This window comes from uncultured Porphyromonas sp. (assembly GCF_947254915.1).
Lineage (GTDB): Bacteria > Bacteroidota > Bacteroidia > Bacteroidales > Porphyromonadaceae > Porphyromonas.
Genome location: NZ_CAMYEZ010000011.1, coordinates 1 through 25,830 on the forward strand (window position 1 = coordinate 1; position 25,830 = coordinate 25,830).

The following is a 25,830-nucleotide window of genomic DNA, read 5'->3' on the forward strand; positions in this document are numbered from 1 at the left end:
GGAGCCCCCAGTCGAAGCGCCCGCCGCCACGCGCCTCTTTCATGTAAGGTATCAAGACCAGCAAGAGGATGATATTGGCGATCATGTTTGAGAGGAAGATATACTCGACCCCGAGCCCTGGCTCGTACCACCAGTCAATCGCCCCCGGAGCCACCCTCTGGAGCCAAGGGCAGACCAGTAGGAAGAAGAGATTGAGCGCCACCGTCAGGAGTACGTAGCCTATCTTGATCAAGCCATAGCGCAAGGCTTGATTGGTGTAGCGCAGATAGGCAAAGGGGATACTGGTGAAAGCATCGATCGCCACGATCACAATGAGCATCGCCACAGGGCGCAGCATGTCCGCATAGCCGAGAGCTGCACCGATTGGCTTGACAAAGAGCAAGCCCAAGATGAGGAAGAGGAGCGAACTGGTGCCTAGCGTACGCAAACTATTAGCGTACACCTTGCGCCCGTCACCCTCACGGCTAAAGCGGAAGAAGCCCGTCTCCATCCCATACGTTAGGAGGATCAGGAGCAGTGCCACCCAGGCATACAGATTGGTCACGATACCGTAGTCCGCTGGTGAGGGGAGCTGATACACATAAAGCGGGAAGAGCGCCCAGCCGAGGAAGCGACTGAGCATAGTCGTTGCCCCGTAGATGACGGTGTCCTTAAAGAGACTCTTGATACGGCTACTCATTGGATTTCTATAAACGGTTTTTTGAGTAAAGCATTACACTTCGTACAGATCCCCCTCTTGGGCTGCAAAGCTATTGGGAAAGACCTCTTGAGCCTCCCTGAGTAGCACCGACACATCGTCATAGCGCCCCGAGTAGTGACCCAAGAGCAGTTGACCCACCTCGGCAGCCTTAGCCACCTCAGCCGCTTGCCGTGCCGTCGAGTGGCCGTAAGTCTCCGCACGGTCGAGAAACTCCTCACTGTAGGTGCTCTCGTGGTAGAGAAGGTCCACCTCACGAATCTGCTCCACCAGATGCCACGCAGGGAGCGTATCTGAGAGATAAGCGTAGGAGCGAGGCGGGCGACCAGGCTTCGTCAACTCACGGTTCGGGATGATGCGTCCGCCACCTTGAGGGACGTAGTCTAGCCCCATTTGCAGAGCTGGCATAGCGCTGTAAGGGATCTGGTAAAAATTCGTAGCCACAGGATCGATCCTCCTCGGCATACAGTGCTCACGACAGAGGAAGCCGATGGCACTCGTGCGGTGACGCAGGGGGAGCGTGTCGACCGTAATCCACTCGTCGGTGTAGATGGACGGGCTAACCTCGTCACTCGGAGCGATCGTCACAGAGAGCGCATAGGAGCTCTCCTCCATATGATGCGCCTCTATGTAGCGTACGAAGTCGGCCACCTCGGCAGTCGTCACGATCGTGAGTGGCTTCGTGCGCCCTACGTGTGCCATCGAGGTAAGCAGACCAGGTAGTCCGAAACAGTGGTCCCCGTGAGCGTGCGAGATAAAGAGCGCCTCCAGCTGTGTCATCTTATAGTCCGCCATAATGAGCGAGTGCTGCACCCCCTCGCCAGCATCTATCAGGTAGTGATGCCCAGCGACGGTCAGCACTTGCGCTGACGGTAGATGATACCGTGTGGGACGCGCAGAGCCACAACCGAGGATCTTGACTTGCATCTCAAGCGTGTTGCTATAAAAACGGAGCTACGGCTAAGACTCTTCCTCCTCCTCTGGGGTATAGCGGTAAAAGCCTACGCCCACCTTGCGACCGAGTTGACCGGCACGTACCTTACGACGTAGCAGTGGGTGCGGACGATACTTGCTATCCATAAACTCCGCAAAGAGCCCCTCCAAGATCTCCAGACAGGTGTCTAGTCCGATCCAGTCTGCCAGCTCTAGCGGACCCATCGGGTGACTAGCCCCAATGCGCATCGCACGGTCTATATCTTCGATAGAGCCGATGCCCTGCGCCAGCTCGGTGATCGCCTCGTTGATCATCGGTATGAGCATACGATTGACGATGTAGCCAGGCGAGTCCTCGACGTAGACCGTCTCCTTGCCCATTGCATCGCACAACTCCTGGATCTGCTCGAGCGTCTCCTGCGAGGTGTGCTGTGACGAAACAATCTCAACGAGATCAATGAGTGGCACTGGATTGAAAAAGTGCATCCCCGCCACAAGCGACGGACGCTGCGTAGCGTTGCCCAGCTCCGTGATGCTAATCGACGAAGTGATCGAAGCAATGATCGTCCCCTCGCTCAGGACAGCGTCCAGGTCTCGGTAGAGCTCCTTGTGCTCCTCTAGGGAGCCACTAGACGCCTCTATGACTAGGTTGGCGGAGACAATGTCGGCATTGTCCACGGTCACCTTGATGCGACTGAGGAGCTCCTGTCGCTCCGCATCGCTCCAGCCGAAGAGTTCGCCGCACTCCACCAGCGACTGCTCGAGGAGTGGGATAGCTCGCTTCTGACGGTCTAGTGAGCGCGCCTGTATGACGGTAGGTATATGGTGCATAGCCAGACAGATGGCTATGCTACGACCCATAGAGCCAGCGCCCACGATAGCCACCTTCTTGTCGTAGTGGGTCGTAGCGGTACTGCTCTGGGTAGAAGTCTCTCTTGTCATTGTATTGTAGTCTCTCTTGCGGATCAAAGGTACAAAAAAGCGCTCACCCATCTAGCGAGCGCTCCGCTCTAGACTCCGCAAATCTTACGATTAGTCCCTTGTGGGGACGCTCGGGAGGAAGTGGGCTCTGCGGAGAGGCTGGCGTAGCGATAAAGTGTGTCTGTAGCCATATATCCCAGGGTTGGTCGTTGTGTGTCATCTTAGGATAGCAATAACTGTATCCGAGAAAGTTATGAACCTACCAAAAAAAAGGCGACTCAGCTCCGAAGAGCAGGGTCGCCTCTCAAAGTATATGAGACCAAGTCTCAGAATCGGATTAGTCCTCTATGGTTGGAGTCCCTTCTCTAGATGACCCATAGAGCGGGTGTGTAGGAGCATAGTCAGAATTCTTTGTTCCGTCATACTTGAGGAATTCAATGTTGCTGACTTTACACTTTTCAAACTTCACCCCAGTAGCATCAGCGATGTCTCCGACCAGTCCTGCGATGTTTGTCGTAGACGAACCATTGACACGCAGGCTGACGTAGTTAGCTGTACACTCGGTTAGTGTATGGTTCTTGTTTAGAGATCCAACCATACCTCCGATTTGAGTGCCTTTTGCCTGAATCGTGATATTTGTCACACTACACTTCTTGAATACGAACGCATCACTCGGATTCGTATATCCGATGAGCCCTCCTACATTCTGAGTCTTGAGGAAGCTGTTAGCCCCCTTAATGAAAACGTTTTTAGCATGTACGTTCTCTAGATTTCCAGAGAAGTATCCAACACATCCAGCAAAGTAAGCCGACTCACTATGTTTCTTTCCAGGTTCAACCTTTACGCCTTCGAGACCATTGATTGTGATGTTTTCGAAGGTTAGATTCTTGATGTCTCCATACCATACCCCAAAGACCCCTGTTTGTTGCTCTATCTTGAAGAAGCCACTTTTCTTGAAGAGGAATTTCTGAACACTGAAGTTACGTAGGACATGGCCGTTTCCGTCGAATGTGCCGCAGTCACCACCAAAATTTCCGTCGCGAGGCCCGATGGGGTACCAGTCAATACCGTTCATGTCAATGTCCGACTCGAGCTTGAAGACTTTGTTGCCTCCTAGCTCCTCAGGGTGAGCAGAGACCCACATCATCTCCTCACGATTGGTGATGTGGTAGGTCGTAATTGTTTTACCACCCACCTCACTGGTTGTAATTGCGGGCTTCTTGGGAGTTACTTCTTTAGGAGCAAACCAAGGCTGATGATTGTTGTACTCCTCGATGAAGTTCTCTTCGATAATCACCTTGACACTAGTTGCAGTCGTCAGGAGGTTACCCATGAGGGTGGTTAGGTAGTTACGCTGGATAGGTACATTGACAGCGAAGTCGTAGGTTGATATAAGCTCTCCGTCTTTGCCACCCTTTTTAGCCGTGAAGACTACGTGAAGAGGTGTCTGCTCAGACTGGTCAGTCATTAGGTAGTCTACGGCCATGGTGCGGTTGTGATCGTCAGAGTCATAACCGAGCATGTAGTCCTTCTGGTCCTTGTTTATATTGACATCGTAGGTGATGACGCCTGCATCACCCTTCGCCTTGAGAGGAATGCCCGTAGAGGCGCCCGTCAGGAGGTTCATAGAGTTGAATCTCTGACAATCTGCGCCATAGTACTGGATAGAGAAGTAGTCAGGCTTGTCAGCAGGAACTAGCCCCCAGTCTGTAGTAACGACGCGGATCTTAGAGAAGGGACGGCGTAGTACGAGCGTCTCGTTAAGAGCCTCCGTACCAACATTTATCTCCTTCGCAATCCAATAAGCATCGCGAGACTCGTCGTTTAGTTGCTTGTCAGGGTCATCAAGGCAAGTGATGTTTTTGAAGTCGGCGGTGTTGTAGTGAAGGTCAGCGGTCTCACCTTGCTTGACGAAGTCTGCCCAGACTACGAACTTGTATTTTCTATTGGGTGTTAGTCGTAGCTCATAAGTGATCTCCTCGTAGGAGTCTACGGTCTTGACTAAAGGCTCAACGACACTCTCGCCCGAGGTGTTGTAGACAGCGAGCTTGTATCGGATGTCGTACTTCGACATGTCTACGTTAGTGATACCACCCTTGGCACTAGAGCTATTGGCGGAGGCACGGAGGGCCTGCATGTCTTCGGGGAGAGATAGCTTGATAACTACTTTACCCGGATCATTGCTGTCTAGCTGGTCATTCCTCTGGCATGAAGCTCCGATCAGGAGGATAGCTAGAGAAGCCAGGAAAAGCTTGATTCTTTGATTCATACTGCTACTGTTAATTGTTGGTTTATGATATGTGATTGGGACTCTTCCTTTGTGTCGTCAGAGAAAAGGCTCCCTTGTTTTTCTGATTACCTAGATCTTGATAACAAATTCACCATCAAAGTCTTCATCAATCTGGATACCATCGTCTTTCCCGAAGCTCTTGGTCAGGAAGTACCCCTCAAGGAGCGTCTCATGGTTCCTGAGGAGAGGTATGTGTACTCCGTTTATGTGGCTGATTTCCTTGTTGTGGTCATAGATATGGAAGTCTGCGACAACGACATTCTCTTCGCTCCAAGAGGTGAATATATAGTCTAGAGCTAGAGACACCGTTTTATGGTCCGAAGAGACGTATATATCTGGCTTGACATTCACGCTGTAGTTTACCCCAAACTTGTTAGGTCTGCGCTCGGGTACATTATATCCGACGGCAGCGAATTGGGTATAGACAATCTTTACGGTGATATCCTCAATATTACTGCCCGAGAGTAGGTAGTCTCCGTAATCAATAGCCTTAAGCCAATAGCGAGCGTTGGGTCTCTCCATATGTACGGGTATCTTACGATCTCTAATCACTTTATGGGCATCGGCTGCAGAGGCCGGATATCCCTCTGGCGTCAGGGTATAGTCTATGATGAAGTCTTCGGTCCCGACGGCGCAACTCCTCAAGTGCGCATTCTGAGGATAGGTCGAGAGGTCTGTGCCAATGTGCGTGAGATCAGATGTGAGGTAGTGCCAGTCCTTGATCTCATTCGCCTTAATGTAATCGGCAAAGGCTGCAACCCTGTACTTCCCCTGAGGTAGATACACATGTATCGTGTCCTGTGGGGGGAGGGCGTTGTGAGGCTGAGTGACTACTCTTCGCTCCACTACGTGTCCCGCTTCGTCATAGATCTCGGCTGTAATTCTCATCTGATACCCATCCCCTAGCTCGTAAGGTAGTGAGGGAGTCTCGTTAAGCTTGATTACTTTCGAGTTGTATTTCTCATCAAAAACCACCTTTTTGTAGTAAGGCGGAGGAGTCCTATCTGCATTAAACTCTAGGATTACTAGAGATTTGCTAGGTGTAGGGTACTCGTGTATGGTCCTATCGCAAGAGATAAAAGAGAGGATGGATAGGACTATTACTATGGCTATGGATAATCTGTACTTCATCGGTTATATTTCATTTGCGTGGGGTATACCACTTGTACATGATGGTTAGTCCAGCTCTAGTTACACCCCAGTAGCTTTCGTGAGTATTGCTATTGAATTTGGCTCCGTTGTACCAGTTTCGGTATGAGTCGTAAATGTAATCTGCGTACCCGACACCGATGTTTGCTTCTAGAGCCCATCTCTTGTCTTTACCAAAGTTCCAAGAGTATCCGTATCCAACGCCTGCATTCCATAGTGCATGGTTGGGGTCTTGGAAGCGGCCCTTATCGTTGAGGGCAATATTGAATCCGAGTAGAGCTCCATGTAACCCTACGAAATGTCCCTCTCCGGCTTTTCGTCCGAGCCAGTATCTAAATTCTGGTTGCGAGCCAAGAAGTCTGATCTTCCTATCTGGGACTCGTATGTCGTAGGGGGAGTATACAAAGGGGATGTCTAGAGAGGTCTTTCTCCACAGCTCGACCTCTACGCCTAGGTTCGCCACGAGGATCCCATCAAAGAGGAGATTGTTTTTAAGGGCGAAGAAACGTGTCTCAGCAGTGGGAAGAAAAGAGGCTTCTATCTTGGGTAGCATACATACCTCGGTGCTCGGAAGGAGTGTCGGAGGCATAGGCGGTATCTTAGGGAGCTCTACATTATAAGCCTTGCATACGATGACCATGCGGGCATTTCTAAAGGGAGTAAAGAGTCCGTAGATGAGGCTATGCCAAGTCTTGCCGTTGTCAATAGCTTGGATCTTCCTTTTTCTCAACTTCCAGTCAGGCGTATTATCAATGATCTCTAATAAGCGGTCTCTGTAGGGATAGTCCTTATCCTTGATTAGAGCTCTACGAAAGCCCTCCCAGTCCTCTGCCAGGTTCTGAGTGCGTACCAAAGCTGGATCCACAGAGGTGTTTTTGAGAATAAAGTTCTTGAGGATTTCAGACCGCCAGAAGCCTAGATCGTAATTGTGCGCTACTGGTCCCTCGGGAGAAGCACTACCTCCGATCCATAGGTACTGAAAGTCCACTCTTTTGTCTTGCAGTACTTGGTTGACGAGAGCTGCCACACTGTCTAGTTCAGGAGACGGGATGTACGTATGCTTGTCAATCTCAAAGATGATAGGCACTAGCCCAGTCTCGCTGTATGCGATGGTGGAGTCGGGCTTGTTGTTGGGGAGGAACACTACGTGCTTAGGGTACACCATATGCCCGACGATAGGATTTAGCTTATCATCTTGAGCATAGATAGATACCGCTAGAGCTAGTGTAGATACTATTGTCAGTATAAATCTTCTCATGAGGAAAGGTTACTTATATAGGTTTGACCGATATCTAGGAGGTAATCCTAAAGGCTCCTTATTTACCTTTGGGAATAGCGGAAAGATAAGTGTAGAACCCTTCATTTGCTAGTCATAGGTCTAGATGAAATAATGATTCACGTTTAAGGAGTGTCGGCATATCTGTATGTGATGTGAGTTAAAACTGTTATGCCTCTGAGACAAAGGTAGTTTTTTTTCTCTTATCAGCAAAATCCGAACTTGACGTGTGTGTGCTCTCATACGTTCCCCTGTAAGGTGCAACACGTAGGCAAAGGTAGAAAAAAAACTCGTGGGACGTTATTGGACAACCTTGCAAAGCTGGCGCATTATAACTCGCTCCTCTTCGATGAACTTCGAGGAATATATGGCTAAATCCTCGCTACAAAGCGGTATAGAGCTACTCTATAGCTACTCTTACATCTCCGCTGATTCTAATCTCTACCGAAGAAATCGAGAATCTCCAGGGAGCAAACGAAAATTCTCCACGGAACCGGGAAATAAAAGTTCGGAAGAATGAAATGAAACTTCGGAAGAAAGAAATCAAAGTTCCGATGAATTTTCCGATTCCTCCGTGGAGATTCGGCAATTTCCACCGAGGAATTGCTCAATTTCCTTGATAGTGCTGTCGATGACTTCATCCTAAATAATTCGTCAGCCCTACCTTTTGGATGAAAATGGATTTTCATCTTGCTCGAAAACGGCTCTTCTCCAGTTTTAAGGTGCTCAGAGCATGGAGGCGCAGACACTTCCCCTGTATAAAGCGAGAGGCTCCATCGCTGAATGAGCGATGGAGCCTCTCCTGGTGATGTGACAGGGCTACTTCATCTGGTAGAAGGAGACGGGATTGCCCTCTATTTCAAAGACGGGTCCGTCGGAGACGGCGCCTGTCTTAGGATCGTAGGAGTAAAATCCGCTACGCTCCTTGCCTGCCGAGCCGATCATGATCCGATCGTTGTACCACCCGAGGGCGCATGAGTGAGGATTGGACGCTGGGATACCCTCAATCTGCTGGATGGTACGCTGCTCTAGGTCGATGACTGCAGGAATACAGTAGAGAGCCGTGTAGGGGTTCTTGCTCGTGGGGTCGAGCGCATAGATGCCCATGATGGCGACTACCTTAGAGCCAGAGATGTAGTGCATCGATACGATGTAGTTGGCGGGGAGCTTGGTCGTCTGGGGTAGGATGCCCTTGACCTCTATATTGATCTCCGAGAGCTTCATAGACCATAAGGGGTCGATCTCGGTCTCACCCTTTTTGATGCGAACGATACCGCTGGGGAACTCAGGGTTGAAGCCAAAGCTCCCCATGCAGAGTATGTACAGATCGCCCTTGTCATCAAGGAAGATTGAGTTAGCCACGATCGGACGGGTAGCGACAGAGAGCCCCGAGGTGGTAGAGGAAATCTTCTTCTCCACCTTGTCCGTTGCGATGTCTATGAGTGCCAGCTCGACCTCCTTGTGTAGTGGCATCCACTTGGGGTCCATCTGACAGAGCCCTACGTAGAGCTTGCCGTCGCGTACTGCCATAGCACCGGGCATCACATTGGTGTCATCGTGCTTGTACTGGTTGAGGTCTATCACGGCCGTCTTGGTCATCGTCTTGGGGTTAAACGCCCAGACCTGTCCGGTGTTTTGGAAGCTGATGTAAGCCTTCTCAGGCGAGACCTCGACTACATTGCAGGCAGCGGCTCCTGCTGGGAGCTCCATAGTGCCACGCTTGGTGAGCTGCAGCTCCTTGCTTACGGTGTAGCAGACGAGCTCAGCCTTGCCCATACCCATATAGTCGGGCAGGACGTAGAGATGATCTCCGCAGTAGATAGGCTCCGTGCCGAAGCCGACTGGCACGCCACGGCTGTTGTCGTACTTCTTCGCCTCGATAGAGCCGATAGCCTGCAGGTAACCATTGCCCGAGGCGCCATCCGCATTCATTATTGAGGTGGAGAAGAGAATCCGCTCACTACCCGTCTGGGGTGTCGGCTTAGGCTCCTTGTCACAGCTGGTGAGCGCTAGCCCTAGTAGGAGGGCAGCGATAAGGGTGAGCCTGTTGGTTAGTTTGTTGAATCTGTTCATAGTGAAATCTGTTATTTGAATTGGTGAATATATAGTTGTCATCTGAAGAGGTATCGTAGCTTTACCGAGAAGTTAATGCCTGGTAACGGACGGTTTAGCTCCGACATCTGACGCTGGTTGGTCAGGTTCTTGACCTTGAAGGTAATCGTCCACTGGTTATTGCGCAGGCTCTGCTCTAGTCCTAAGTCTAGGCGCAGAGCAGTCGGTATCTTGCGCTCTTGGTACTGGCTCACCTCGAAGTCGTAGTAGTACTGATGCACATAGGAGGCGTCGAGCATCAGACGGCTGTTGTAGCCCTCCCCGCCGAAGAGATTCTCCTTGTGTAGCTCCAAGCCCGCATTGGCTAGGAAGTAGGGGATGTTGGGCATACGCTTGAGGTAAGTAGGGTTGGCGACATTCGTTGAGGGGATCAGTCGGCGCGTGTCTCTGAGGTCTTGGTAGGTTGCATTGCCATAGAGGTAGAGCCAGGGGAGGGCATCCCACTTCACCTCACCCTCTACGCCCCACGTGCGGATGCTCCCGAAGTTCTGATAGCAGCTCATCGAGGGGATAATCCCTGGCATGAAGCGGATCATATCGGTGACGTAAGAGCCGAAAGCATTGACCTCAGCCTCGATCAACTGCCCCGACGTGGGCGAGAAGTTGCGATAGACTAAGCCAACGTTGCCCCCACGGCTATGTTCGGGGCGCAGGTCGGTCGAGGCGCTGATCGAGTAGCCATTGCCTAGTAGCTCCTCACTCGTAGGGATGCGCACCTCGTCCGCATAGGAAGCCTTGATCAGGAAGTCTGGCGTGAAGCGGTAGCGGATAGCTTCGCTCCAGCCGAAGAAGTGTCGGTTAGTCTCCACATCCTTGAGGTCGCCCAGACTGATCGTCCCGATGATCTTAGAGCGAGAGCGGTAGTTGTAGTACTTTGCGGTGAAGGCATTCTGGAGCTTATCCTCAAAGAGCGTGAGGTCGTAGGAAGCTCCCGCCGTGAGGCTGTTCATACGGCTCTTGAAGTTCGCCTTATAGCCCAAAGCTCGATCCATAAGCGTGTCCGTAGGATTGCGATAAGCGTAGGTGTGGCACAGGTTGAGATTGAAAGCCTGATGGCGGTCTAGCGTATAGTTCAGGTTAAGCTTGTCCACTAGGTTGATCGTTCGATTGATCCCATCGGCAGGTATGCTCGATAGCTCGCCTCCATAAGAGGAGCCTGCGGGGTACTCCTTGCCATCCCAGTCGTAGCGATGCGCAGCCTTGTCGGTCAGCCCATTTTGCCCGAAGACCACCCCGACCGATGCGTCTAGATCGAGCCCTGGGAGGAAGAAGTCTGCACGCTTGAAGGTGCTCGCCAGAGCCAAGCCCTTGGAGAGGGTAAAAGCTTCTCGCACGTCCCACTCAAAGCCCTGTATCTCTCTACGAATGTAGGTCCCAACGCACTCTAGCTTGATCTCGTCAAACCACCACTTCGTCGCCTTAAGGCTACCGCCTAGGATCGCTTTCTGAAACTGATCGTGGTCGCGCCCCACGATCCGATCCTTGTATTGTGGCAGCTCCATCTTGTAGTTGTTGTCCGAGTAGGCGAACGTACCGCCAAGTCCTAGCTGTATGCCCGCATCACCCAGTGTACGCTTGAAGACTGTCGAGAGCATGTGCGAATTGTACGAGCCTACCTCATACGAAGCGTCAAAGTACTTCGGCGGGTACTCCTTGGTCACCACATTCACCGCCCCGCCCATAGCTGAGCCACCAAACTTGTAGGGTACGATCCCCTTGTAGACCTCCACCCGCTCGATCATATCGGTCGGGATGTCATTGATCGAGATGAAGTCGCTCATCTCGCCAAAGGGCGTCTCGTCAATGTAGATGCCCATTCGCTTGCCCTCTAGTCCACGTAGCGAGATGCGCGAGGCACTCCCTAGTCCGCCTGTATTGCGTAGCGTCACACCAGTAGTGCGAGACAGTACCTCGTCTATTGAGGAGGCGGTGCCTTGTAGCTGTCGCATCGAGATGACCGAGATAGGCATAGCGGACTCACGCAGAGCGCGCTCCTGGCGCTTGGCAACGACAACGACACTGCCTAGCGTCGTCTCGTCGACCTCTAGTCTCACGCTGATCGGCTTGCCATCTTGCCGTGGGGATGTGATGCGCTTGCTCTTGTAGCCCACGTAGCTCACGACGAGTCTCTTGACCCGCTGCTTGGAGGTGAAGCTCCAGAGCCCCTCGCCATCGGTGACGGCTCCAGCACCTTTTGGCTCGGCATAGACATTGGCACCGATGAGGGGTTCGCCCGTAGCGTCATCTAGGACGTTGCCACGGTAGTGGTACTCTTGAGCTACGGCTGCACTGAGGGAGAGTAGCATGATTAGTAATAGTAGTCTGTATCGTCTCATTGATTAGTTGGTTGATTTGCTTATTGGGAAGAGAGGGAAAACTGAACGTCTTTCGCTAAGTGTTCAAAAAAGGGGTCTAGTGAAACGTTTCACTAGCCCCCTAAGAGTGCTCGCCAACCGCCGAAGCTAAACTTCTCGTGGCACCGACAGAACCGTGCCAGCTCCTCTGGACTGGTGTCGGACCGCTGTAGTATAGTTTTGATGGTTGCCGTGATAAAGGCTGAGTAAATATCGATGAAGGAAGGATCGACCTCGGCTTTCCAGTCGGGATGCAGCTCTCGATACCGCTCGAAGTAGCGGATGGTCGCCTCGTTGCTCAGCTGATTGAGCCGAGCCTCGTAGTGATCCAAATAGGAACCCGCACTGGCGAAGAAGACCAGTCGCAGAGCCTCCGCATGGTTGATGATGTACTGGTAGAAGGGCGACTTCGAGTAGCCCCTCCGCTTACGCTCCACGGGGTCCAGCATATCCATCTCCATATCTTGATCCTCAGGCGGTAAGGCGTAAAATGCCTCTAGCCCCTTGATCGCAGGCTCTACGAGCGAGCGAAAGAGTGCCTCCTTGTCCTCATAATAGTAGTATATACTGCCCAGCGAGGCGTAAGCCTCCTTGGCTACCATACGCATCGAGGTGCCTATGTAGCCGTGCCGAGAGAAGAGCCGTAAGGCACCCTCCTCGATACGCTGCTGTATATCTAGTGTCGGACTATTCATAGTTCGTTTGCTTACCTATCTTTGATTATTGAGCAGATGAGCATGGCGTGGTACTGTCGCACGGAGATACGCTCCCCAAAGAGGTCCCGAAGAATTGCCACCGCCTCCGGGGCTGTGTAGTGTGGCGGGCAGTAGTACCCCTTGCGCTCCAATATATGGCGAGCTATCCAGTCGCCCACGCGGTGCTCCCCACGCACGTAAAAGCATCCACACAGTTGCCCTCCCGGCTTGAGCACACGGTGCATCTCACGGAGGGCTCGCTCCTTGTCGGGAAAGGCCTGCAAACCACTCATCGTGAGCAGATAGTCAAACTCTCCATCGGCAAAGGGCATCGCCCCCACATCGCCCTGCACGAGCGATACATTGGTCACCCCCTCCACCTCAAAGCGGTGGGCAGCCATCTCGAGCATCTTCTCGGAGTAGTCCAGCGCAGTGATCTGAGCCTTGGCAAGCTGCTTGTACTTGTCGCAGGTGAAGACCGCAGTCCCCACCGGCACATCTAGTAGCCGCCCCGCAAAGTCATCGGGGATCATGGCCAAGACCTCTGCCGCCATCTGTAGCTGATCCACCTGCCAGAGCCCATTCATAAAGAGATGCCCCCACCAGGAGCGTCCCGTCATGAGCGCATCGTAGCGGTGCATCTGCTTGGTATATGCGTTATGCTGAGCCTTAGCCATCAGTTTCTGCGGAGTGTATAGCTTGTATGGATCTATTACACCGCAAAGTTATACCTCTTTGCCAAGAAAACGCCCCCGCAAACCTACCCAGTAGTAGGTACCGCTCACGAGCCCACGAGCCAGACAACGACCACCCCCATTGGAACGAATCGCACTATCAAGGAAGTCGAATGATTCCTCCGTGGAGATCGTGGATTAGCCAGCGAGGAACGAAAAAAAACTTCGGAAGTTTGATTTGCTTCTTCCGAAGTTTTATTTCATTCTTCCGAACTTTGATTTCAGCCCTCCGTGGGGAAATTTCGCTGCCTCGTGAGGTATTGGGAAATTCTTCCCTGAGAATTGGCATGGACAGGTGACAAAGCGTCAGGACTTGTCGCTTTGCTTTCGAATGGTAACCTTGTATGGGGGAGGAGATTAGAGCTCGCGGAGGAGATGCTTGAGGGCGGCGAGGGGGTGGTGGAAGAGCATACGTGGACCGGCCCAGCGCATCACCGCCTGAATGCGGGCTTTCATGTCGGGTCGGTAGCAGTGTATGGGGCATTTGCGGCAGGTGGGCTTTGCTACACCGTAGCGACAACGGTCTAGTCGCCGTGTGGCGTATTCGAGTAGCTCGCGACAACTGTCGCAGAGCGTTTCATTTTCCTCTTTCTTCCTGCAGTAGAGCTGGATCATTTGCCGAATGACCTGCTGCTCCTCTGCGATGCGTCCCTGTCCCATACTACTTGCCGATGCAGAAGTGGGAGAAGATGTAGCCGAGCACCTCGTCGGAGGTGATGGAGGCGCCTGTGACGAGGCCGATCTCTTCGATAGCCTCACGAAGATAGGGGGTGATGAGGTCGCTGGTCAAGCCGTTGTGGAGGCCCTCGGAGACTAACTCTAAGGCGTGACTTGCCTTGGTGAGCGCCTCGTAGTGGCGTAGGTTGTAGAGCATCACGGTCTCTTCATTGCTGTGCAGGGTGTGGGTGTTGGTGACCATAAGCTCTTCGAGGGCTTCGATGCCCTGAGCGGCTCGTGCTGAGATGGCTAGCGGAGGGGGGGTGTGCCGTTTGTTCGTGATGCGCTGTAGCTGCTCGGAGCAGTGGCTGAGCCAGTCCGTGACCTCGCTCTCGGTGAGTAGATCCCGCTTGTTGAGCAGGAGCATAAGGGTACTGTCGGGGGAGGTGCGTGGTAGGAGTTCACCGAGCTGTGTCTCTAGCTCGTCCCACGTGGGGATGGGCGGGGCGATGACCCAGAGGATGAGCCGTGCCGAGGAGATCTGCTGGTAGCTGCGCTCTATGCCTAGTTGCTCCACGAGGTCGGTCGTCTGGCGCAGACCAGCGGTGTCGATGAGTCGGAAGAGTGTACCACGGATGGTTAGTCGTCCCTCGACGGTGTCGCGGGTGGTGCCAGGGATGTCGCTGACGATGGCTCGCTCGTGCTGGAGAAGGGCGTTGAGGAGACTGCTCTTACCTACGTTGGGAGCGCCAATGATAGCGGTCGGGATGCCTTGCTGGAGCTCTTGCCCGGTGCTGAAGCTTTGCGTGAGCAGGCGGAGCTGGTGCTGTATGGTGGCTAACGTTTCAGCTAAAGTGGTGCGATCGGCAAAGGCTACATCCTCTTCGCTAAAGTCTAGCTCCAGCTCGAGGAGACCCGCAAAGCGTAGGAGCGTCGCCCGCAGTTCGTTGAGTAGATGACTGAGCCTGCCAGTATGCTGCTCCATAGCCATCTTGTGCTGTGTGGCAGTGGTCGCAGCGATGAGGTCGGCGACCGCCTCAGCCTCGGCGAGGTCTAGCTTGCCATGCGCTAAGGCACGACGGGTAAATTCGCCTGGATCGGCCATGCGGCAGCCCTCTTGCTGAGCGATCCACTCCAGTATGGAGCGTACGATGAAGGGTGAGGCGTGGCAGGAGAGCTCGACGACCTCTTCGCCAGTGTAGGAGTGTGGGGCGGCAAAGTAGGTGGCTACGACGAGGTCTATGAGTTGTCCGTCAATTCGCAGTCCAGCGGTCGTGGCTTCACGAGGTGCGAGCCTTTTGCCAAGAAGTGTCTCAGCGATCTGCGGGGCTAAGCTTCCCGAGATACGTATGACGGCTAGCCCTCCGCCTAGAGCGGTGGCAGGTGCGCAGATCGTTTCGCTCAGATCATGTATCATGAGGGCAGGGCGGCTAGTAGCTGAGCCACGGTGGCCTCCGTCGTGGGGATGGTGAGCTCGGGCGCTATGTAGCTGAGTGGCTGCAGGACGAAGGCTCGCTCACACATACGAGAATGCGGGATGGTGAGCTCAGGCGTGGTCACGATACGCTGGTCGTAGAGCAGGATGTCTAGGTCTATGACTCGGTCGGAGTAGATCCCGTCGTGCGACTTGTGCAGTCGCCCCATCTCACGCTCAATAGCCTGAAGCTGTGCCAAAAGCTCTGCTGGCGTGGCTGTCGTGAGAACAGCCACGACGCTATTGAGGAAGAGATGCTCCGAAGCGAATCCCACGGGGCGAGTCTCCACGAAGGGGGCGATACTGTGGATCTGGAGCCCACGAAGGCGCATTCGCCTGATCGCCTCTAGCAACTGATGACGAGGCTCGTCAAGGTTACTACCGAGGGCTATGTAAGCAGTAGGCATAGGAGCGACAGTGAGAGAGGCTTAGCGGGATCCTTTAGTCCATAATGAGGAGCGCATCCCCGTAGCACCCAAAGCGGTACTTCTCCTTGACCGCTACATTCATTGCATTCATCACATTCTTCTCTCCACCCATGGTGGCGGCGCACATGAGGTTGATACTCTTTGGCGCATTGAAGTTGGTCAGCATAGCGGTCGGCAGGTGAATGTGGTAAGGCGGGTAGATGAACTCATTGGTCCATCCGCTGAACTCCTTGAGGTAGCCGTCCGTGCTGACGCCCGTCTCGAGGGCTCGCATGACGGTAGCCCCGACGGCAACGATCTGCGCATTGTCGTCGCGCGCTTGGTTGACGATGTCGCAGCACTCGAGGGGGATGTACATCTCTTCGTTCTCCACCTTATACTTGCTGATCGCCTCCACCTCGATCTCCTGATAGCTGGAGAGGTTGTGGTGTAGCGTGAGGAAAGCAAGGTTGCAACCCTGCAGGCGAAGCTTGTGCAGGATGATGTCGCTAAAGTGCAGGCTCGCCGCAGGAGCGCAGACGGCGCCGATATGCTTGGCGAAGACACTCTGATAACGCTCTAAATCGCTTGGCTCAGCGGGGCGCTTGATCTCCGCGGGCAGTGGAGCTTCGCCTAGGCTGTACAGATCCTTGAGGAAGTCCTCGTGAGAGCCGTCGTAGAGGAAGCGCAGGATACGACCGCGTGAGATGGTGTTGTCAATCACCTCAGCGACCAGCACGGGGGCTCCGCCCTCTTCGCCGAACTCAAGCTTGTTGCCGATGCGGATCTTGCGGGCTGGATCTACGAGGACATCCCATAGACGCAGGGATTCGTTGAGCTCGCGCAGGAGGAAGACTTCGATCTTTGCCTGATTCTTCTCCTTCAGTCCATAGAGTCTTGCGGGGAAAACCTTGGTATCATTGAAGACAAAGGTGTCTTTTTCGCCAAAGTAGTCAAGGATGTCCACAAAGTTCTTATGCTCGATGGAGCCGTCGGTGCGGTGCAGCACCATCATACGAGACTGATCTCTGAAGGTGGTCGGATACTGAGCAATGAGCTCCTCGGGGAGCCTGTAGTCAAAGTGTGAAAGCTTCGCTTTATGTCGCATATTGGATTCTGATTCTAATGGGATAGGGGGGGAGTATGGTAAGGAACGTTGGTTAGGAGAGCTCCTCCTCTTCGGGTGTTAGGGCGAGTAGCTCGTCCAGTTGGTCGAGGCTAAAGCAGTTCGCCTGAGAAATCTCGCCAGAGCGTGTCCGCACCAGCTGAGTGAGGTAAGCTCCCGAGTCGAGAGTCGTGCCGAGATCGCGTGCTAGCGAACGAATGTAGGTGCCTCTGCTACAGACGATGCGTAGCTGTAGGGTGGGGGGCGTGAAGCTAACTAGCTCCAGCTCGTGGATGGTGACGTGCTTGTGTGCTAGCTCTACCTCCTGTCCCTGACGAGCTAGGTCGTAGGCGCGTATGCCGCCCACCTTGACCGCTGAGAAGCTCGGAGGTCTCTGGTCTATCTCTCCTGTGAACTGGCGCAAGGCGCTCCGCACCATCTCCTCCGTGATATGTTCGTAGGGATAGGTCGCGTCAATCTCGTGCTCGCTGTCGAAGGATGGCGTCGTGGCTCCGAGCTGGAGCGTGGCGCAGTACTCTTTGTCATGATCCATCAGCTGCTCGATGAGCTTCGTGGCACGCCCCGTACAGAGCACCAGCACACCTGTCGCCTGCGGATCAAGCGTCCCAGCGTGGCCTACTTTGATACGCTTGATGCCCGTCACCTGACGTACCATAATGCGCACCTTATTGACCACGTCAAAGGAGGTCCACCCCAACGGCTTGTCCAGTGGTATAATCGCTCCCGTACGCAACGTGAGGGGGCGATGAGCCTGTAGGTCGGCAGGCGTGTATAGCTTGGAGGAGACTTCCTGATTCATCTTATTAGTGCATCGCTAGAGGCACCCCACAGAGCAGTAGGATGAGCACCAGTAGACCGACCACGATACGGTAGTAGCCGAAGAGCTTGAAGCCGTAGCGGGTCACATAGTTGATAAAGAACTTGATCGCTAGCAGAGCCACTACGAAAGCAACCACATTGCCCACGAGGAGTGCCATCCAGTTTTCCTGAAGTATTTGACTAGAGATGGGATCGGAGAGGAGTTTGTACCCCTTGAGCAGAGTGGCTCCGAGCATCGTCGGCACCGCTAGGAAGAAGGAGAACTCGGTCGCTGCACGTCTCGTGAGTCGCTGTTGCAGTCCTCCCACGATTGTCGCCATAGAGCGTGACACACCTGGGATCATGGCGATGGTCTGAAAGCAACCTATGACGAAAGCGTTGCGGTACGACGGTCGCTCTGCCTTCTGACTCTGAGGTGGCCAGATGCGATCGATGAAGAGCATAAAGATACCGCCTAGGAAGAGCGTCGTGGCGACCACATAGACATTGTCTAGGAGCTGGTCTATCTGCTTCTCCAGTAGTAGCCCGATGACCGCTGCGGGGATTAGTCCCACGAGGAGCTTGATGTAAAAGGTGAAGCGTCCGACCCACTGCCACCGCTGCGGTAGCTGTCGTGCGCCCTCCTCCACCCGAAAGGTGAAGAATCGCTTGTAGTACAGCACCACGACTGAGAGGATCGCCCCAAACTGGATCATCACCGTAAAAGCGCGTAGGAAAGGCGTGCTCTCCATACCAAGCGCTCCCTGCGTAAGGATCATATGCCCCGTAGAACTGACGGGGAGAAACTCCGTCAAGCCCTCTACGATGGCTAGAATAATGGATTCAAGTATCGTCATCTTAAGCGTTGCAACACGAGAGGTTTACTTGCTTTGTGGCTTAGTGTCGCTATCCTTGCCGTTGCTTTTGTTGGGATCCTTGGGCTTAGCCATAATCGCGTAGATGATTAGGAGGAAGCCGACCAACGTGACGATAGGCGCCACCACGATACGGCGTGTGCTAAAGATCTCAGCCGTAAACTCTGTGCTGTCTGCGCTACCTCCGCCTGACATCAAGAGGAGCCCCAGGATAATGATCCCCACAGAGATCGCTAGGAGGATATAGTTCTTCTTGCCAAATACCATAATTGATAAGTTGTAATGGATAAGATAATGACTAAGCCATAACGATGCGTCCGCCATCCATACGAATGTATCGGCTCGTTGAGATAGAAGCGGTGATCCACGAGAGCAGGATGCCGAGGCAGATGATCCCTCCGAGGATGATCGCCACCTCGCTATAGCTGAGGTAGCTCTGGAGGAGTAGCGGGTTGCGTTGCGTCATATAGCAGAGCAAACCTATAATCACACAAGTCGCTAGCAAACCACCCCACAGCCCGTTGAAGATGCTGTAGGTGGTAAAGGGCTTACGGATCAAGCTTGGTTTAGCGCCCAGCAGGGTCATAGAGCGGATCAGGAAGCGCCGGCTGTAGATCATAATGTGGGTCATACTATTGACCTGTATGATAGCGATGATCAGCAGGATCAGTGAGACGATCAGTAGGATCGTTGAGAGATGCTGCATATTCTCATCAATCATCTGGAGCATGTCTCCACGATAGCTCATCGTCTGCACGTTGCCCCACGATGCGAAGTCGCTCTCTATCTGCGCCATACTATCGGCCACAGCGTACTGTGACTTGAGATGCACCTCTAGCGAGGGCTGTAAGGGGTTAAAGCCGAGGACCGCCACAGGATCTTCTCCGATCTCCTCCTCTAGCTGTCGTGCCGCTTCGTCAGGCGTTATATAGTTGACATCCTTGATATAAGGTGCTTGCTGCACTTGCTGCATCAGCTCGATGCTATCCTGAGTAGTCGTCTCTGGGTCTAGCAGGACGGTGAAGGTCATCTCCTCACGCACTGACTGCTCTAGGTGATACTTGCCCACCTCGAGGAGAGCTATAGATCCCAGCAGGAAGAGAGGCAGGGCGATACAAACGATCGCAATAATCCTAGACGAGGGGAGTAGCGATCGGCGCCGTGGGCGAGAGGTGTGATGCGACATAGGCAAGCGTAAATCTTAGCTGTAAAACGTACGAGCTGTGGTATATACAGATAAAAAACGAGTCAATTAGCGATGAGTCCCTCTCTAGTCTGTACTCAAAGACCACACAAAGGGCATCATACATCATTGTGCAAAGGTACTCAAATATCCAAAGCGAAGCTATAGGTCGTACATTCCACCCGCAAAAGCAATCTGAATCGAAGCTTCGTGCTCTTGCTAACAGAAATAATAGTAACGCTAAAGCCGTATCTTTGTATACTATATGATAGGTTGAGAGATAAGGCGAAAAGCACAAATGATAAAATAGACTATGAAGAAAACGGTGTTAAGATGTTTGACGGTTTTAGTGGTCTTATTGATTCCTGTTGTTATTAACGTTTTAGTTTCAATACCAGTACTCGAAAGGTGCTCTTACCCTGTTGTTGGCAGGCCTATAGATTGGCTGTATTTTTGGGCAAGTTACTTGGGGACGATAGCTTCTTTCGTTATGATCTTTTATACAGCGAAGAGTCTTAGACAAAATCAAAGACAGCTAGCAGAAATGAAAAGACAGTGGAATGAAGAACATAGGGCAAGACTGGTCTTTTCATTAGCAGACAAAGAAGGGGACATAGTCCTGAAGGTCTCAAATGTGGGTAAAGAGGCTGCACGTGATGTGAATTTGAAGTTTTCAGAAGCGTTTATAGACTCTCTATTTGTTCAGTACATACGAGATGTTTATGTCGGTCTTAAGGATAAGTCCTTTACGGTTGGTGCTGGTGAGGATAAATTTTTCATTCTATCTAGCAATTGGGGCAATAACGGAGTAACCCAATTCTGTTTGACGAAAGAGGAAGTAAGGAGTGCTGAGTTTATTGAGTGGCTGAATAGTCATCGTAGCATGCCAATAGAATTTTCAGGATCTTACAGATCACACAATGAGGTATACTCTATAAATGAGACCTTGAAGATTGAGGACTATTTCTTTGGCTCCCTAATCGTACGGGACGACTTAACAAATGCTGTTATAGCTATTCGGAAAGGACTAGTACAGGGTAATGATCAATACTCTACTATTCAGAAGAGTTTAGACATAATCGCGATGATATTAAAACAAAATCAAGAAGATAGGCTACGCCACCCTTGATGCTTGCATCGTTTGTCGGGACGCTTTTGGCACCCCACGGAGGAAATGCGAAATGCCTCGGTAGAGGATGTTTATCCTCCACGGAGGGACGAAAAAATTCTTCGGAACTTTGATTTGCTTCTTCCGAAGTTTCATTTCATTCTTCCGAAGTTTTATTTCACGGCTCCGTGGAGAATTTTCATTTCCTCGGTAGCTATTTGGAAATTCCTCCGTGGCGGCTTGAAACCACCCGTTCTGGAGCGTCACTTTTCCCAAGAGCCGTCACTAAGATCGTCGATCGATCCTCAATATAACTGGCTTGCTCTCAGCTCAAAGCGACGAAGATTTCTTCCTCGTTTCCATATTTGGCTCTGTTTCGTTTCCACATTTGGCCGTATTTTGCTGTTTGATGCGAATGAAAGTCGTCCAACTTTTATCAAGCAGGCGTAATTAACTTACGGCTTCAACGTGCCTATGGGGACGACGACCACATCTCTCTTTTTCATTCTGTAGGCATAGTTGCCAGTGGCGGTCAGAACCATTTTGAAGGCTGGGGCTTTCATCTTCGTTGTGTCGATTTTCTCGGCTAACTTACAGAGACTCTCCGCTCCCTCGTTGATGAGTGTCTCTCCTCCGAGCTTTATCTCTATCAGTCCATAGGCGCCATTGCGGAGGTGTACGACAGCATCACACTCTAAGTTGTTTTTGTCTCTATAATGAAAGACTTTGCCGTCCAGCATCTCGGAGTAAACTCTCAAATCTCGTATGCACAGAGTCTCAAACATGAGACCCATCGTGCTAAGGTCGTTGATGAGATCCTTTGGCCCTATGCCTAGTGATGATGTGGCAATGGAAGGGTCTACGAAGTAGTGGGTGCTCGAGGTACGAATAGCCGTTTTGCTACGCAGATTAGGATTCCACGCTTCAGCATCTTCTATTACGAAGATGTCCTGAAGTGCGTTGATATAGCTGGTGACAGTCTTTTCGCTGATGTCAAATCCACCTCCAGTAGTCATGTCTGCCGTTATGGTGCCGATGGAGGCTTGAGTGCCCTGATGACGAGCATAGGAGCGAAGTAACTTGCGTGTGGTCTCAGCACTGCGCTGTACGCCATCTACACGAGATATGTCACTGTGCACTACGCCATCTACATAGTCCTTAGCTTGGTCCAGCGCTATCTCTGTCTCCATATCAATGGCTCTGGGCCAACCTCCCCGACAGATGAGATAGGCTATGTCATCTAGCTCATGAGAGACCTGTCCTGAGACGCTTTCATTGCCCTTGAATAACTCTCTCAAGCTCACCGTGCCCGTAGAGTCTTCACTCTCCCAGAGGCTCATAGGTCTCATCGTGAGCCACGCAAATCGTCCTGTACCACTATGCTCTACCTGACTCATATCTGCAGGGACGGCACTACCTGTAAGAATAAACTGACCTAAATCTGGTCGGTGATCCACCTCATAGCGGATCGCATCCCACAGTCTAGGAGCCAGCTGCCACTCATCAATCAGTCGGGGCGTCGGCCCTACGAGCAACTGATCTATGCTCATCTCGGCCATCTGTAGATAAGTAGCCCGCCGCTTCGGGTCATCCATGTAGATGACGCTTTGTGCTATTTGTTCGGCTGTTGTCGTTTTGCCACACCACTTAGCACCTCGTATGAGAACGGCTCCCTTGCCTCGGAGCTTTTGCTGGAGTAGTTGATCTGCGATTCGCTTCTTGTATGCCATATCCGTAATTTATTTGCTGTCAGTATACAAAGGTACGATTATTTTCTATATTTCTACGTTTGGCTGTGTTTTGTTTCTGTGTTTGGCTGGATTTCGTTTCCGTATTTGGCTGATTTTTGTTTTCACTTTTGGCGAAAAGGTGGTGGCTTAGGGTATTGTATATGTCAAAATAATTACATATCTTTGCGTATGAAGGAGCGAGGTACTACTTCGTAAGAGTTAACCTTGCCCTAATCCTACGCTTGGCAGTCTCTGCCTAGGTCAAGTCCTGGTAGACAAGTCTTGCTGAGCGTACTCAATCCTTTCTAACCGCATCAAGAGCTATGACAATTGGCTTACTGTAGCTTATTGCACCTTAGACGAATCACAAAATACTAGACATAATTACTTATGAAGAAGCTGAACCTCCTCTTTTGGACTCTTCTCTTAGCTCTCTCGGCACTGCCTCTTTGTGCTCAGACGAGCTCTGTAATCAAACTGAAAACTTCGCTGAAGCCAAACGGCGATAACACCATCTGCATCTGGTCTCAGACGACATCGGGACGTATCTGGGTCACGGGAGCAAAGCTTCTTGATAATGAATATCTAGATGGAGAGCCAAACTACTACACTATCACATCTCAAGAGATTACGATCGAGGGTGACGTGACATATCTAAACGTGGATGATAACCACCTTACGAGTATTGACCTATCGGGGAATACTTATCTACGAAGTCTCTTCTGTGCCAACAATGAGTTGGAGCAGATCGACCTTACGAAGAGTGGCTACTTGGCCACCTTCGATGGTCATAATAACCGATTTACATCGCTTGACTTCTCTGGAAATACGAAGATGCGCATCGTAAGCATTGATCGTAATCGCATCAGTGGCGAAGGTATGACCAAAACACTTGAGTCGCTCCATGATCAAAGTGCAGAAACAGGCGAAGTGAAGATCTGGGTGATCGACACGAAGGATGCAAACGAACAAAATGTTTGCACCAAAGAGCAGGTGGCTATTCTCAAGGGGAAGAACTTCCAAGTACTGGATTGGGCTGCAGGTGCTAATAATCGCAAAGGAACCCCTTACGAAGGCTCCGAAAGCGCCGAGAGTGGTCCCTCAATGACCCTCTCCTCTAATCGTACCTCAGGGTCTTGGATATTGGTCATAGATGCTGATAAGAAAGACCGTAGTGAAGTGTGGTTGGATCTGAATGGCAACGGGACTCGCGATGCTGGAGAGCAGCTAGCTGACCGCGATTTCGGAGGTTTTATTGTTAAGCCTGTGGCAGCTAAGGATCTGACGATTTACGGCAGAGTTACGGTCTTAGACTGCCAAGATAATGAGATTACCGACATTGACTTGTCTAAGAATCCATTTCTTAAAGAGTTGAACTGTGGTAAGAATAAACTCACGGCTATAGACCTATCCTCCTGTAAAGCGCTGGAGAAACTTGAGATCTATCATGTGGGACTAGCCTCCCTAGATGTCACTTCAAATAGTCACTTGCGGATTTTAAAGTGCTATGGGAATAACTTAACCTCCCTAGACCTCTCAAAGTGTCCTGAGCTTACGACTTTGGGTTGTGACGAAAATAAGCTTACCTCGCTAGTGCTTACTCAGCAAGCAAAGCTTTCCGCTCTTATGGCTCATGCGAATCAATTGACGCAGATAGATCTAAGCGCATGCAAAGAGCTGAAAAACGTCACGCTGTATGAGAACAAACTGGAGACGATCACTCTTGCGAATCACCCTCTCCTAGAGGAGATGTATGTGTATGACAATAAGTTGCAGACCATAGACCTCTCTGGTTGTCCTGCATTGATGTACTTGAGTATTGGGATGAATCAACTTCACTCTTTGGACATCTCACATTGCCCGCTCATCAAGGACATCTTTTGCCCCAGCAATCAGCTCAAGGATGACGCTGTGACCTCTCTAGTGGCTCAGCTGCCAAATCGCGACAAGGAGAAAGAGGCTGGTAAGCTATACATCATAGATACAGACTGTAGTCCAGCAGACGGAAACTTCTGCTCTAAAGAAAATGTGAAGAATGCACAGTCTAAGCACTGGCAGGTATATGACTACCGCCAGGGGAAAAACGAGGGAACCAATCCTTATGAGGGTGCATTGGACAAGGATATATACACTACAGATCAGCCGAAAGCTATACTAACCTCTCAAGAGTCTACGGGAAAATGGACGCTTCGCCTAGATGCCCCTCAAAATGTCAGAGATAAAGCTTGGATAGACAGAAATAATGATGGTGTATACCAGCAAGGAGAGGAGATCAAAGATTGGGATCGTGAGTTTACACTCCCACGCACTACGACCGAGCTTACGATATATGGCAATATGGAGAAGCTCTACTGTATGTCCAACGATCTTACAAAGATAGATTGTTCTCAGCTTCCTAAATTGGCACGGCTATCTTGTCGAGATAACCTCTTGCAGGAGTTAGACGTGAGTCACAACAAGCAACTCTTAGAGCTCTTTTGCTATGGGAATAAACTCACCACACTAGATGTCTCCCAGAATAAAGATCTAATTCGTTTGGACTGTGAAAAGAACCAAATCACAGCCCTCAATTTCAATGCTAATGACAAGCTAGAAGAGCTTTATTGTCACCACAATCAGTTGACTACCTTGGATCTCTCTAAGAACAGTCTCCTCGGGCGAGTCAACTGCGCTTACAACAACCTCACCTCGCTGAGCCTGCCAGAGCATAATCAGCTCCGCATAGTGAATTGTCACAACAATAAGTTATCCCAAGAGGAGACAAAGGTAGTGGCAACCGCCTTGTGTGATCGATCTGATCTACAGGAGCAGGGTATCATCGTAGCTGTGAATACGATTGATGAGAGTGAGCAAAATGTCTGGACCGCAGAGACCGTATCTCTTATGTCTAGTAAAAACTGGCTAGTCTATGATTGGAAAAACGGAGAGAACAAGGGAAGGAATCCTTATCTTGGTGAACCAAATCATATATCACAGATTACACCTGCTAGACATCAGATTAAGATAGAGGGTACGACCGTTTGGGTAGAAAAGGAGAGTCAGGACATCGTTCGTCTCTATTCCGTTTCGGGCGCACTGATTCTTGAAACTAGAGAGGATCACATCACCCTTCCTTATGAAGGCACTTTCTTGCTTTCTATAGAGGATGCATATTATGTCATAACGATCTAGAGCTCGCGAATTTTATAGGCGGCTTCTTGACCAAGTAGCCTTCACTTTAGATATCCACGGGAGAAGTTGATTTCACCCGTGGATATTTTGTTGTATGACGGGCATGTCATACATCTGTGGTGAAAGTCCACGCGGGGCGT

At 51.3% G+C, this 25,830-nt stretch carries 21 protein-coding genes and 1 pseudogene; 2 read left to right on the forward strand and 20 right to left on the reverse strand.

Annotation, left to right across the window (positions count from 1 at the left end; translation table 11 throughout):
* From Q0X57_RS01605 to Q0X57_RS01695, 19 genes and pseudogenes are all read right to left on the reverse strand, one after another.
* A pseudogene (locus Q0X57_RS01605) lies at positions 1-679 on the reverse strand (lipopolysaccharide biosynthesis protein); the annotation flags it as partial.
* Between the two features lie 33 nt (positions 680-712).
* Positions 713-1,624, reverse strand: coding sequence for a ribonuclease Z (locus Q0X57_RS01610; protein ID WP_297726681.1), 912 nt, complete (start codon positions 1,622-1,624; stop codon positions 713-715).
* Between the two features lie 33 nt (positions 1,625-1,657).
* Positions 1,658-2,572, reverse strand: a complete 915-nt coding sequence (locus Q0X57_RS01615; protein ID WP_297726684.1) for a 3-hydroxyacyl-CoA dehydrogenase NAD-binding domain-containing protein — start codon at positions 2,570-2,572, stop codon at positions 1,658-1,660.
* 43 nt (positions 2,573-2,615) lie between these two features.
* A complete protein-coding gene (locus Q0X57_RS01620) occupies positions 2,616-2,771 on the reverse strand; it encodes a hypothetical protein (protein WP_297726686.1) in 156 nt (51 codons plus the stop codon).
* A 117-nt stretch (positions 2,772-2,888) separates the two neighbouring features.
* Entirely contained in the window at positions 2,889-4,820 is a 1,932-nt protein-coding gene (locus tag Q0X57_RS01625; RefSeq protein WP_297726689.1) for a DUF6562 domain-containing protein, read from the reverse strand.
* Between the two features lie 90 nt (positions 4,821-4,910).
* A complete protein-coding gene (locus Q0X57_RS01630; RefSeq protein WP_297726692.1) occupies positions 4,911-5,972 on the reverse strand; it encodes a DUF6562 domain-containing protein in 1,062 nt (353 codons plus the stop codon).
* A gap of 10 nt (positions 5,973-5,982) precedes the next feature.
* Positions 5,983-7,248 carry a DUF3575 domain-containing protein gene (locus Q0X57_RS01635; protein WP_297726695.1) on the reverse strand — a complete coding sequence of 422 codons (1,266 nt, stop codon included), beginning with the start codon at positions 7,246-7,248 and terminating at the stop codon, positions 5,983-5,985.
* A gap of 837 nt (positions 7,249-8,085) precedes the next feature.
* The gene (locus Q0X57_RS01640) at positions 8,086-9,339 is read right to left on the reverse strand and encodes a hypothetical protein (protein ID WP_297726698.1); all 1,254 of its coding nucleotides are present in this window, start codon (positions 9,337-9,339) and stop codon (positions 8,086-8,088) included.
* Positions 9,340-9,377: 38 nt separating this feature from the next.
* On the reverse strand, positions 9,378-11,714 hold the full coding sequence (locus tag Q0X57_RS01645) for a TonB-dependent receptor (protein ID WP_297726701.1): 2,337 nt from the start codon (positions 11,712-11,714) through the stop codon (positions 9,378-9,380).
* A 92-nt stretch (positions 11,715-11,806) separates the two neighbouring features.
* Positions 11,807-12,427 carry a TetR/AcrR family transcriptional regulator gene (locus tag Q0X57_RS01650; protein ID WP_297726704.1) on the reverse strand — a complete coding sequence of 207 codons (621 nt, stop codon included), beginning with the start codon at positions 12,425-12,427 and terminating at the stop codon, positions 11,807-11,809.
* Positions 12,428-12,438: 11 nt separating this feature from the next.
* On the reverse strand, positions 12,439-13,104 hold the full coding sequence (locus Q0X57_RS01655) for a methyltransferase domain-containing protein (protein ID WP_297726706.1): 666 nt from the start codon (positions 13,102-13,104) through the stop codon (positions 12,439-12,441).
* A gap of 414 nt (positions 13,105-13,518) precedes the next feature.
* Positions 13,519-13,821, reverse strand: coding sequence for a nitrous oxide-stimulated promoter family protein (locus tag Q0X57_RS01660; RefSeq protein WP_297726709.1), 303 nt, complete (start codon positions 13,819-13,821; stop codon positions 13,519-13,521).
* A 1-nt stretch (position 13,822) separates the two neighbouring features.
* Positions 13,823-15,235: a tRNA uridine-5-carboxymethylaminomethyl(34) synthesis GTPase MnmE gene (gene mnmE / locus Q0X57_RS01665; RefSeq protein ID WP_297726712.1), complete on the reverse strand. Its 1,413-nt coding sequence runs from the start codon at positions 15,233-15,235 to the stop codon at positions 13,823-13,825.
* Positions 15,232-15,699 carry a 2-amino-4-hydroxy-6-hydroxymethyldihydropteridine diphosphokinase gene (gene folK / locus Q0X57_RS01670; RefSeq protein WP_297726715.1) on the reverse strand — a complete coding sequence of 156 codons (468 nt, stop codon included), beginning with the start codon at positions 15,697-15,699 and terminating at the stop codon, positions 15,232-15,234. Before folK ends, mnmE begins: the two co-directional genes overlap by 4 nt.
* Positions 15,700-15,733: 34 nt before the next feature.
* Positions 15,734-16,807, reverse strand: coding sequence for a tRNA preQ1(34) S-adenosylmethionine ribosyltransferase-isomerase QueA (gene queA, locus Q0X57_RS01675; protein ID WP_297726718.1), 1,074 nt, complete (start codon positions 16,805-16,807; stop codon positions 15,734-15,736).
* 52 nt (positions 16,808-16,859) lie between these two features.
* Positions 16,860-17,624, reverse strand: a complete 765-nt coding sequence (gene truB / locus Q0X57_RS01680) for a tRNA pseudouridine(55) synthase TruB (protein WP_297726721.1) — start codon at positions 17,622-17,624, stop codon at positions 16,860-16,862.
* A 4-nt stretch (positions 17,625-17,628) separates the two neighbouring features.
* Positions 17,629-18,480 (reverse strand): undecaprenyl-diphosphate phosphatase, encoded by an 852-nt coding sequence (locus Q0X57_RS01685; RefSeq protein WP_297726725.1) that lies wholly within the window; start codon positions 18,478-18,480, stop codon positions 17,629-17,631.
* A 24-nt stretch (positions 18,481-18,504) separates the two neighbouring features.
* Entirely contained in the window at positions 18,505-18,765 is a 261-nt protein-coding gene (locus Q0X57_RS01690; RefSeq protein WP_297726728.1) for a DUF3098 domain-containing protein, read from the reverse strand.
* A 31-nt stretch (positions 18,766-18,796) separates the two neighbouring features.
* Positions 18,797-19,684, reverse strand: coding sequence for a permease-like cell division protein FtsX (locus tag Q0X57_RS01695; protein ID WP_297726731.1), 888 nt, complete (start codon positions 19,682-19,684; stop codon positions 18,797-18,799).
* Between the two features lie 310 nt (positions 19,685-19,994).
* On the opposite strand from Q0X57_RS01695, the gene Q0X57_RS01700 reads away from it, so the two are divergent.
* A complete protein-coding gene (locus Q0X57_RS01700; protein WP_297726734.1) occupies positions 19,995-20,810 on the forward strand; it encodes a hypothetical protein in 816 nt (271 codons plus the stop codon).
* Between the two features lie 434 nt (positions 20,811-21,244).
* On the opposite strand, the gene Q0X57_RS01705 is transcribed toward Q0X57_RS01700, so the two are convergent.
* Positions 21,245-22,519, reverse strand: a complete 1,275-nt coding sequence (locus Q0X57_RS01705; RefSeq protein ID WP_297726737.1) for a DUF4143 domain-containing protein — start codon at positions 22,517-22,519, stop codon at positions 21,245-21,247.
* A 390-nt stretch (positions 22,520-22,909) separates the two neighbouring features.
* Here Q0X57_RS01705 and Q0X57_RS01710 point away from each other — a divergent pair, with 390 nt between their 5' ends.
* Complete coding sequence (locus Q0X57_RS01710; protein WP_297726740.1) at positions 22,910-25,690, forward strand: leucine-rich repeat domain-containing protein; 2,781 nt, start codon at positions 22,910-22,912, stop codon at positions 25,688-25,690.
* Positions 25,691-25,830 lie beyond the last annotated feature (140 nt).

Bases quoted from the DNA above. Each gene is read 5' to 3' on its own strand.
- Q0X57_RS01695 (WP_297726731.1), bottom strand. From the start codon at position 19,684: ATGTCGCATCACACCTCTCGCCCACGGCGCCGATCGCTACTCCCCTCG.
- Q0X57_RS01650 (WP_297726704.1), bottom strand. From the start codon at position 12,427: ATGAATAGTCCGACACTAGATATACAGCAGCGTATCGAGGAGGGTGCC.
- Q0X57_RS01705 (WP_297726737.1), bottom strand. From the start codon at position 22,519: ATGGCATACAAGAAGCGAATCGCAGATCAACTACTCCAGCAAAAGCTC.
- queA (WP_297726718.1), bottom strand. From the start codon at position 16,807: ATGCGACATAAAGCGAAGCTTTCACACTTTGACTACAGGCTCCCCGAG.
- Q0X57_RS01615 (WP_297726684.1), bottom strand. From the start codon at position 2,572: ATGACAAGAGAGACTTCTACCCAGAGCAGTACCGCTACGACCCACTAC.
- Q0X57_RS01620 (WP_297726686.1), bottom strand. From the start codon at position 2,771: ATGACACACAACGACCAACCCTGGGATATATGGCTACAGACACACTTT.
- Q0X57_RS01625 (WP_297726689.1), bottom strand. From the start codon at position 4,820: ATGAATCAAAGAATCAAGCTTTTCCTGGCTTCTCTAGCTATCCTCCTG.
- Q0X57_RS01630 (WP_297726692.1), bottom strand. From the start codon at position 5,972: ATGAAGTACAGATTATCCATAGCCATAGTAATAGTCCTATCCATCCTC.
- Q0X57_RS01645 (WP_297726701.1), bottom strand. From the start codon at position 11,714: ATGAGACGATACAGACTACTATTACTAATCATGCTACTCTCCCTCAGT.
- Q0X57_RS01640 (WP_297726698.1), bottom strand. From the start codon at position 9,339: ATGAACAGATTCAACAAACTAACCAACAGGCTCACCCTTATCGCTGCC.
- Q0X57_RS01710 (WP_297726740.1), top strand. From the start codon at position 22,910: ATGAAGAAGCTGAACCTCCTCTTTTGGACTCTTCTCTTAGCTCTCTCG.
- Q0X57_RS01655 (WP_297726706.1), bottom strand. From the start codon at position 13,104: ATGGCTAAGGCTCAGCATAACGCATATACCAAGCAGATGCACCGCTAC.
- Q0X57_RS01660 (WP_297726709.1), bottom strand. From the start codon at position 13,821: ATGGGACAGGGACGCATCGCAGAGGAGCAGCAGGTCATTCGGCAAATG.
- Q0X57_RS01610 (WP_297726681.1), bottom strand. From the start codon at position 1,624: ATGCAAGTCAAGATCCTCGGTTGTGGCTCTGCGCGTCCCACACGGTAT.
- Q0X57_RS01700 (WP_297726734.1), top strand. From the start codon at position 19,995: ATGAAGAAAACGGTGTTAAGATGTTTGACGGTTTTAGTGGTCTTATTG.
- folK (WP_297726715.1), bottom strand. From the start codon at position 15,699: ATGCCTACTGCTTACATAGCCCTCGGTAGTAACCTTGACGAGCCTCGT.
- Q0X57_RS01685 (WP_297726725.1), bottom strand. From the start codon at position 18,480: ATGACGATACTTGAATCCATTATTCTAGCCATCGTAGAGGGCTTGACG.
- Q0X57_RS01690 (WP_297726728.1), bottom strand. From the start codon at position 18,765: ATGGTATTTGGCAAGAAGAACTATATCCTCCTAGCGATCTCTGTGGGG.
- Q0X57_RS01635 (WP_297726695.1), bottom strand. From the start codon at position 7,248: ATGAGAAGATTTATACTGACAATAGTATCTACACTAGCTCTAGCGGTA.
- mnmE (WP_297726712.1), bottom strand. From the start codon at position 15,235: ATGATACATGATCTGAGCGAAACGATCTGCGCACCTGCCACCGCTCTA.
- truB (WP_297726721.1), bottom strand. From the start codon at position 17,624: ATGAATCAGGAAGTCTCCTCCAAGCTATACACGCCTGCCGACCTACAG.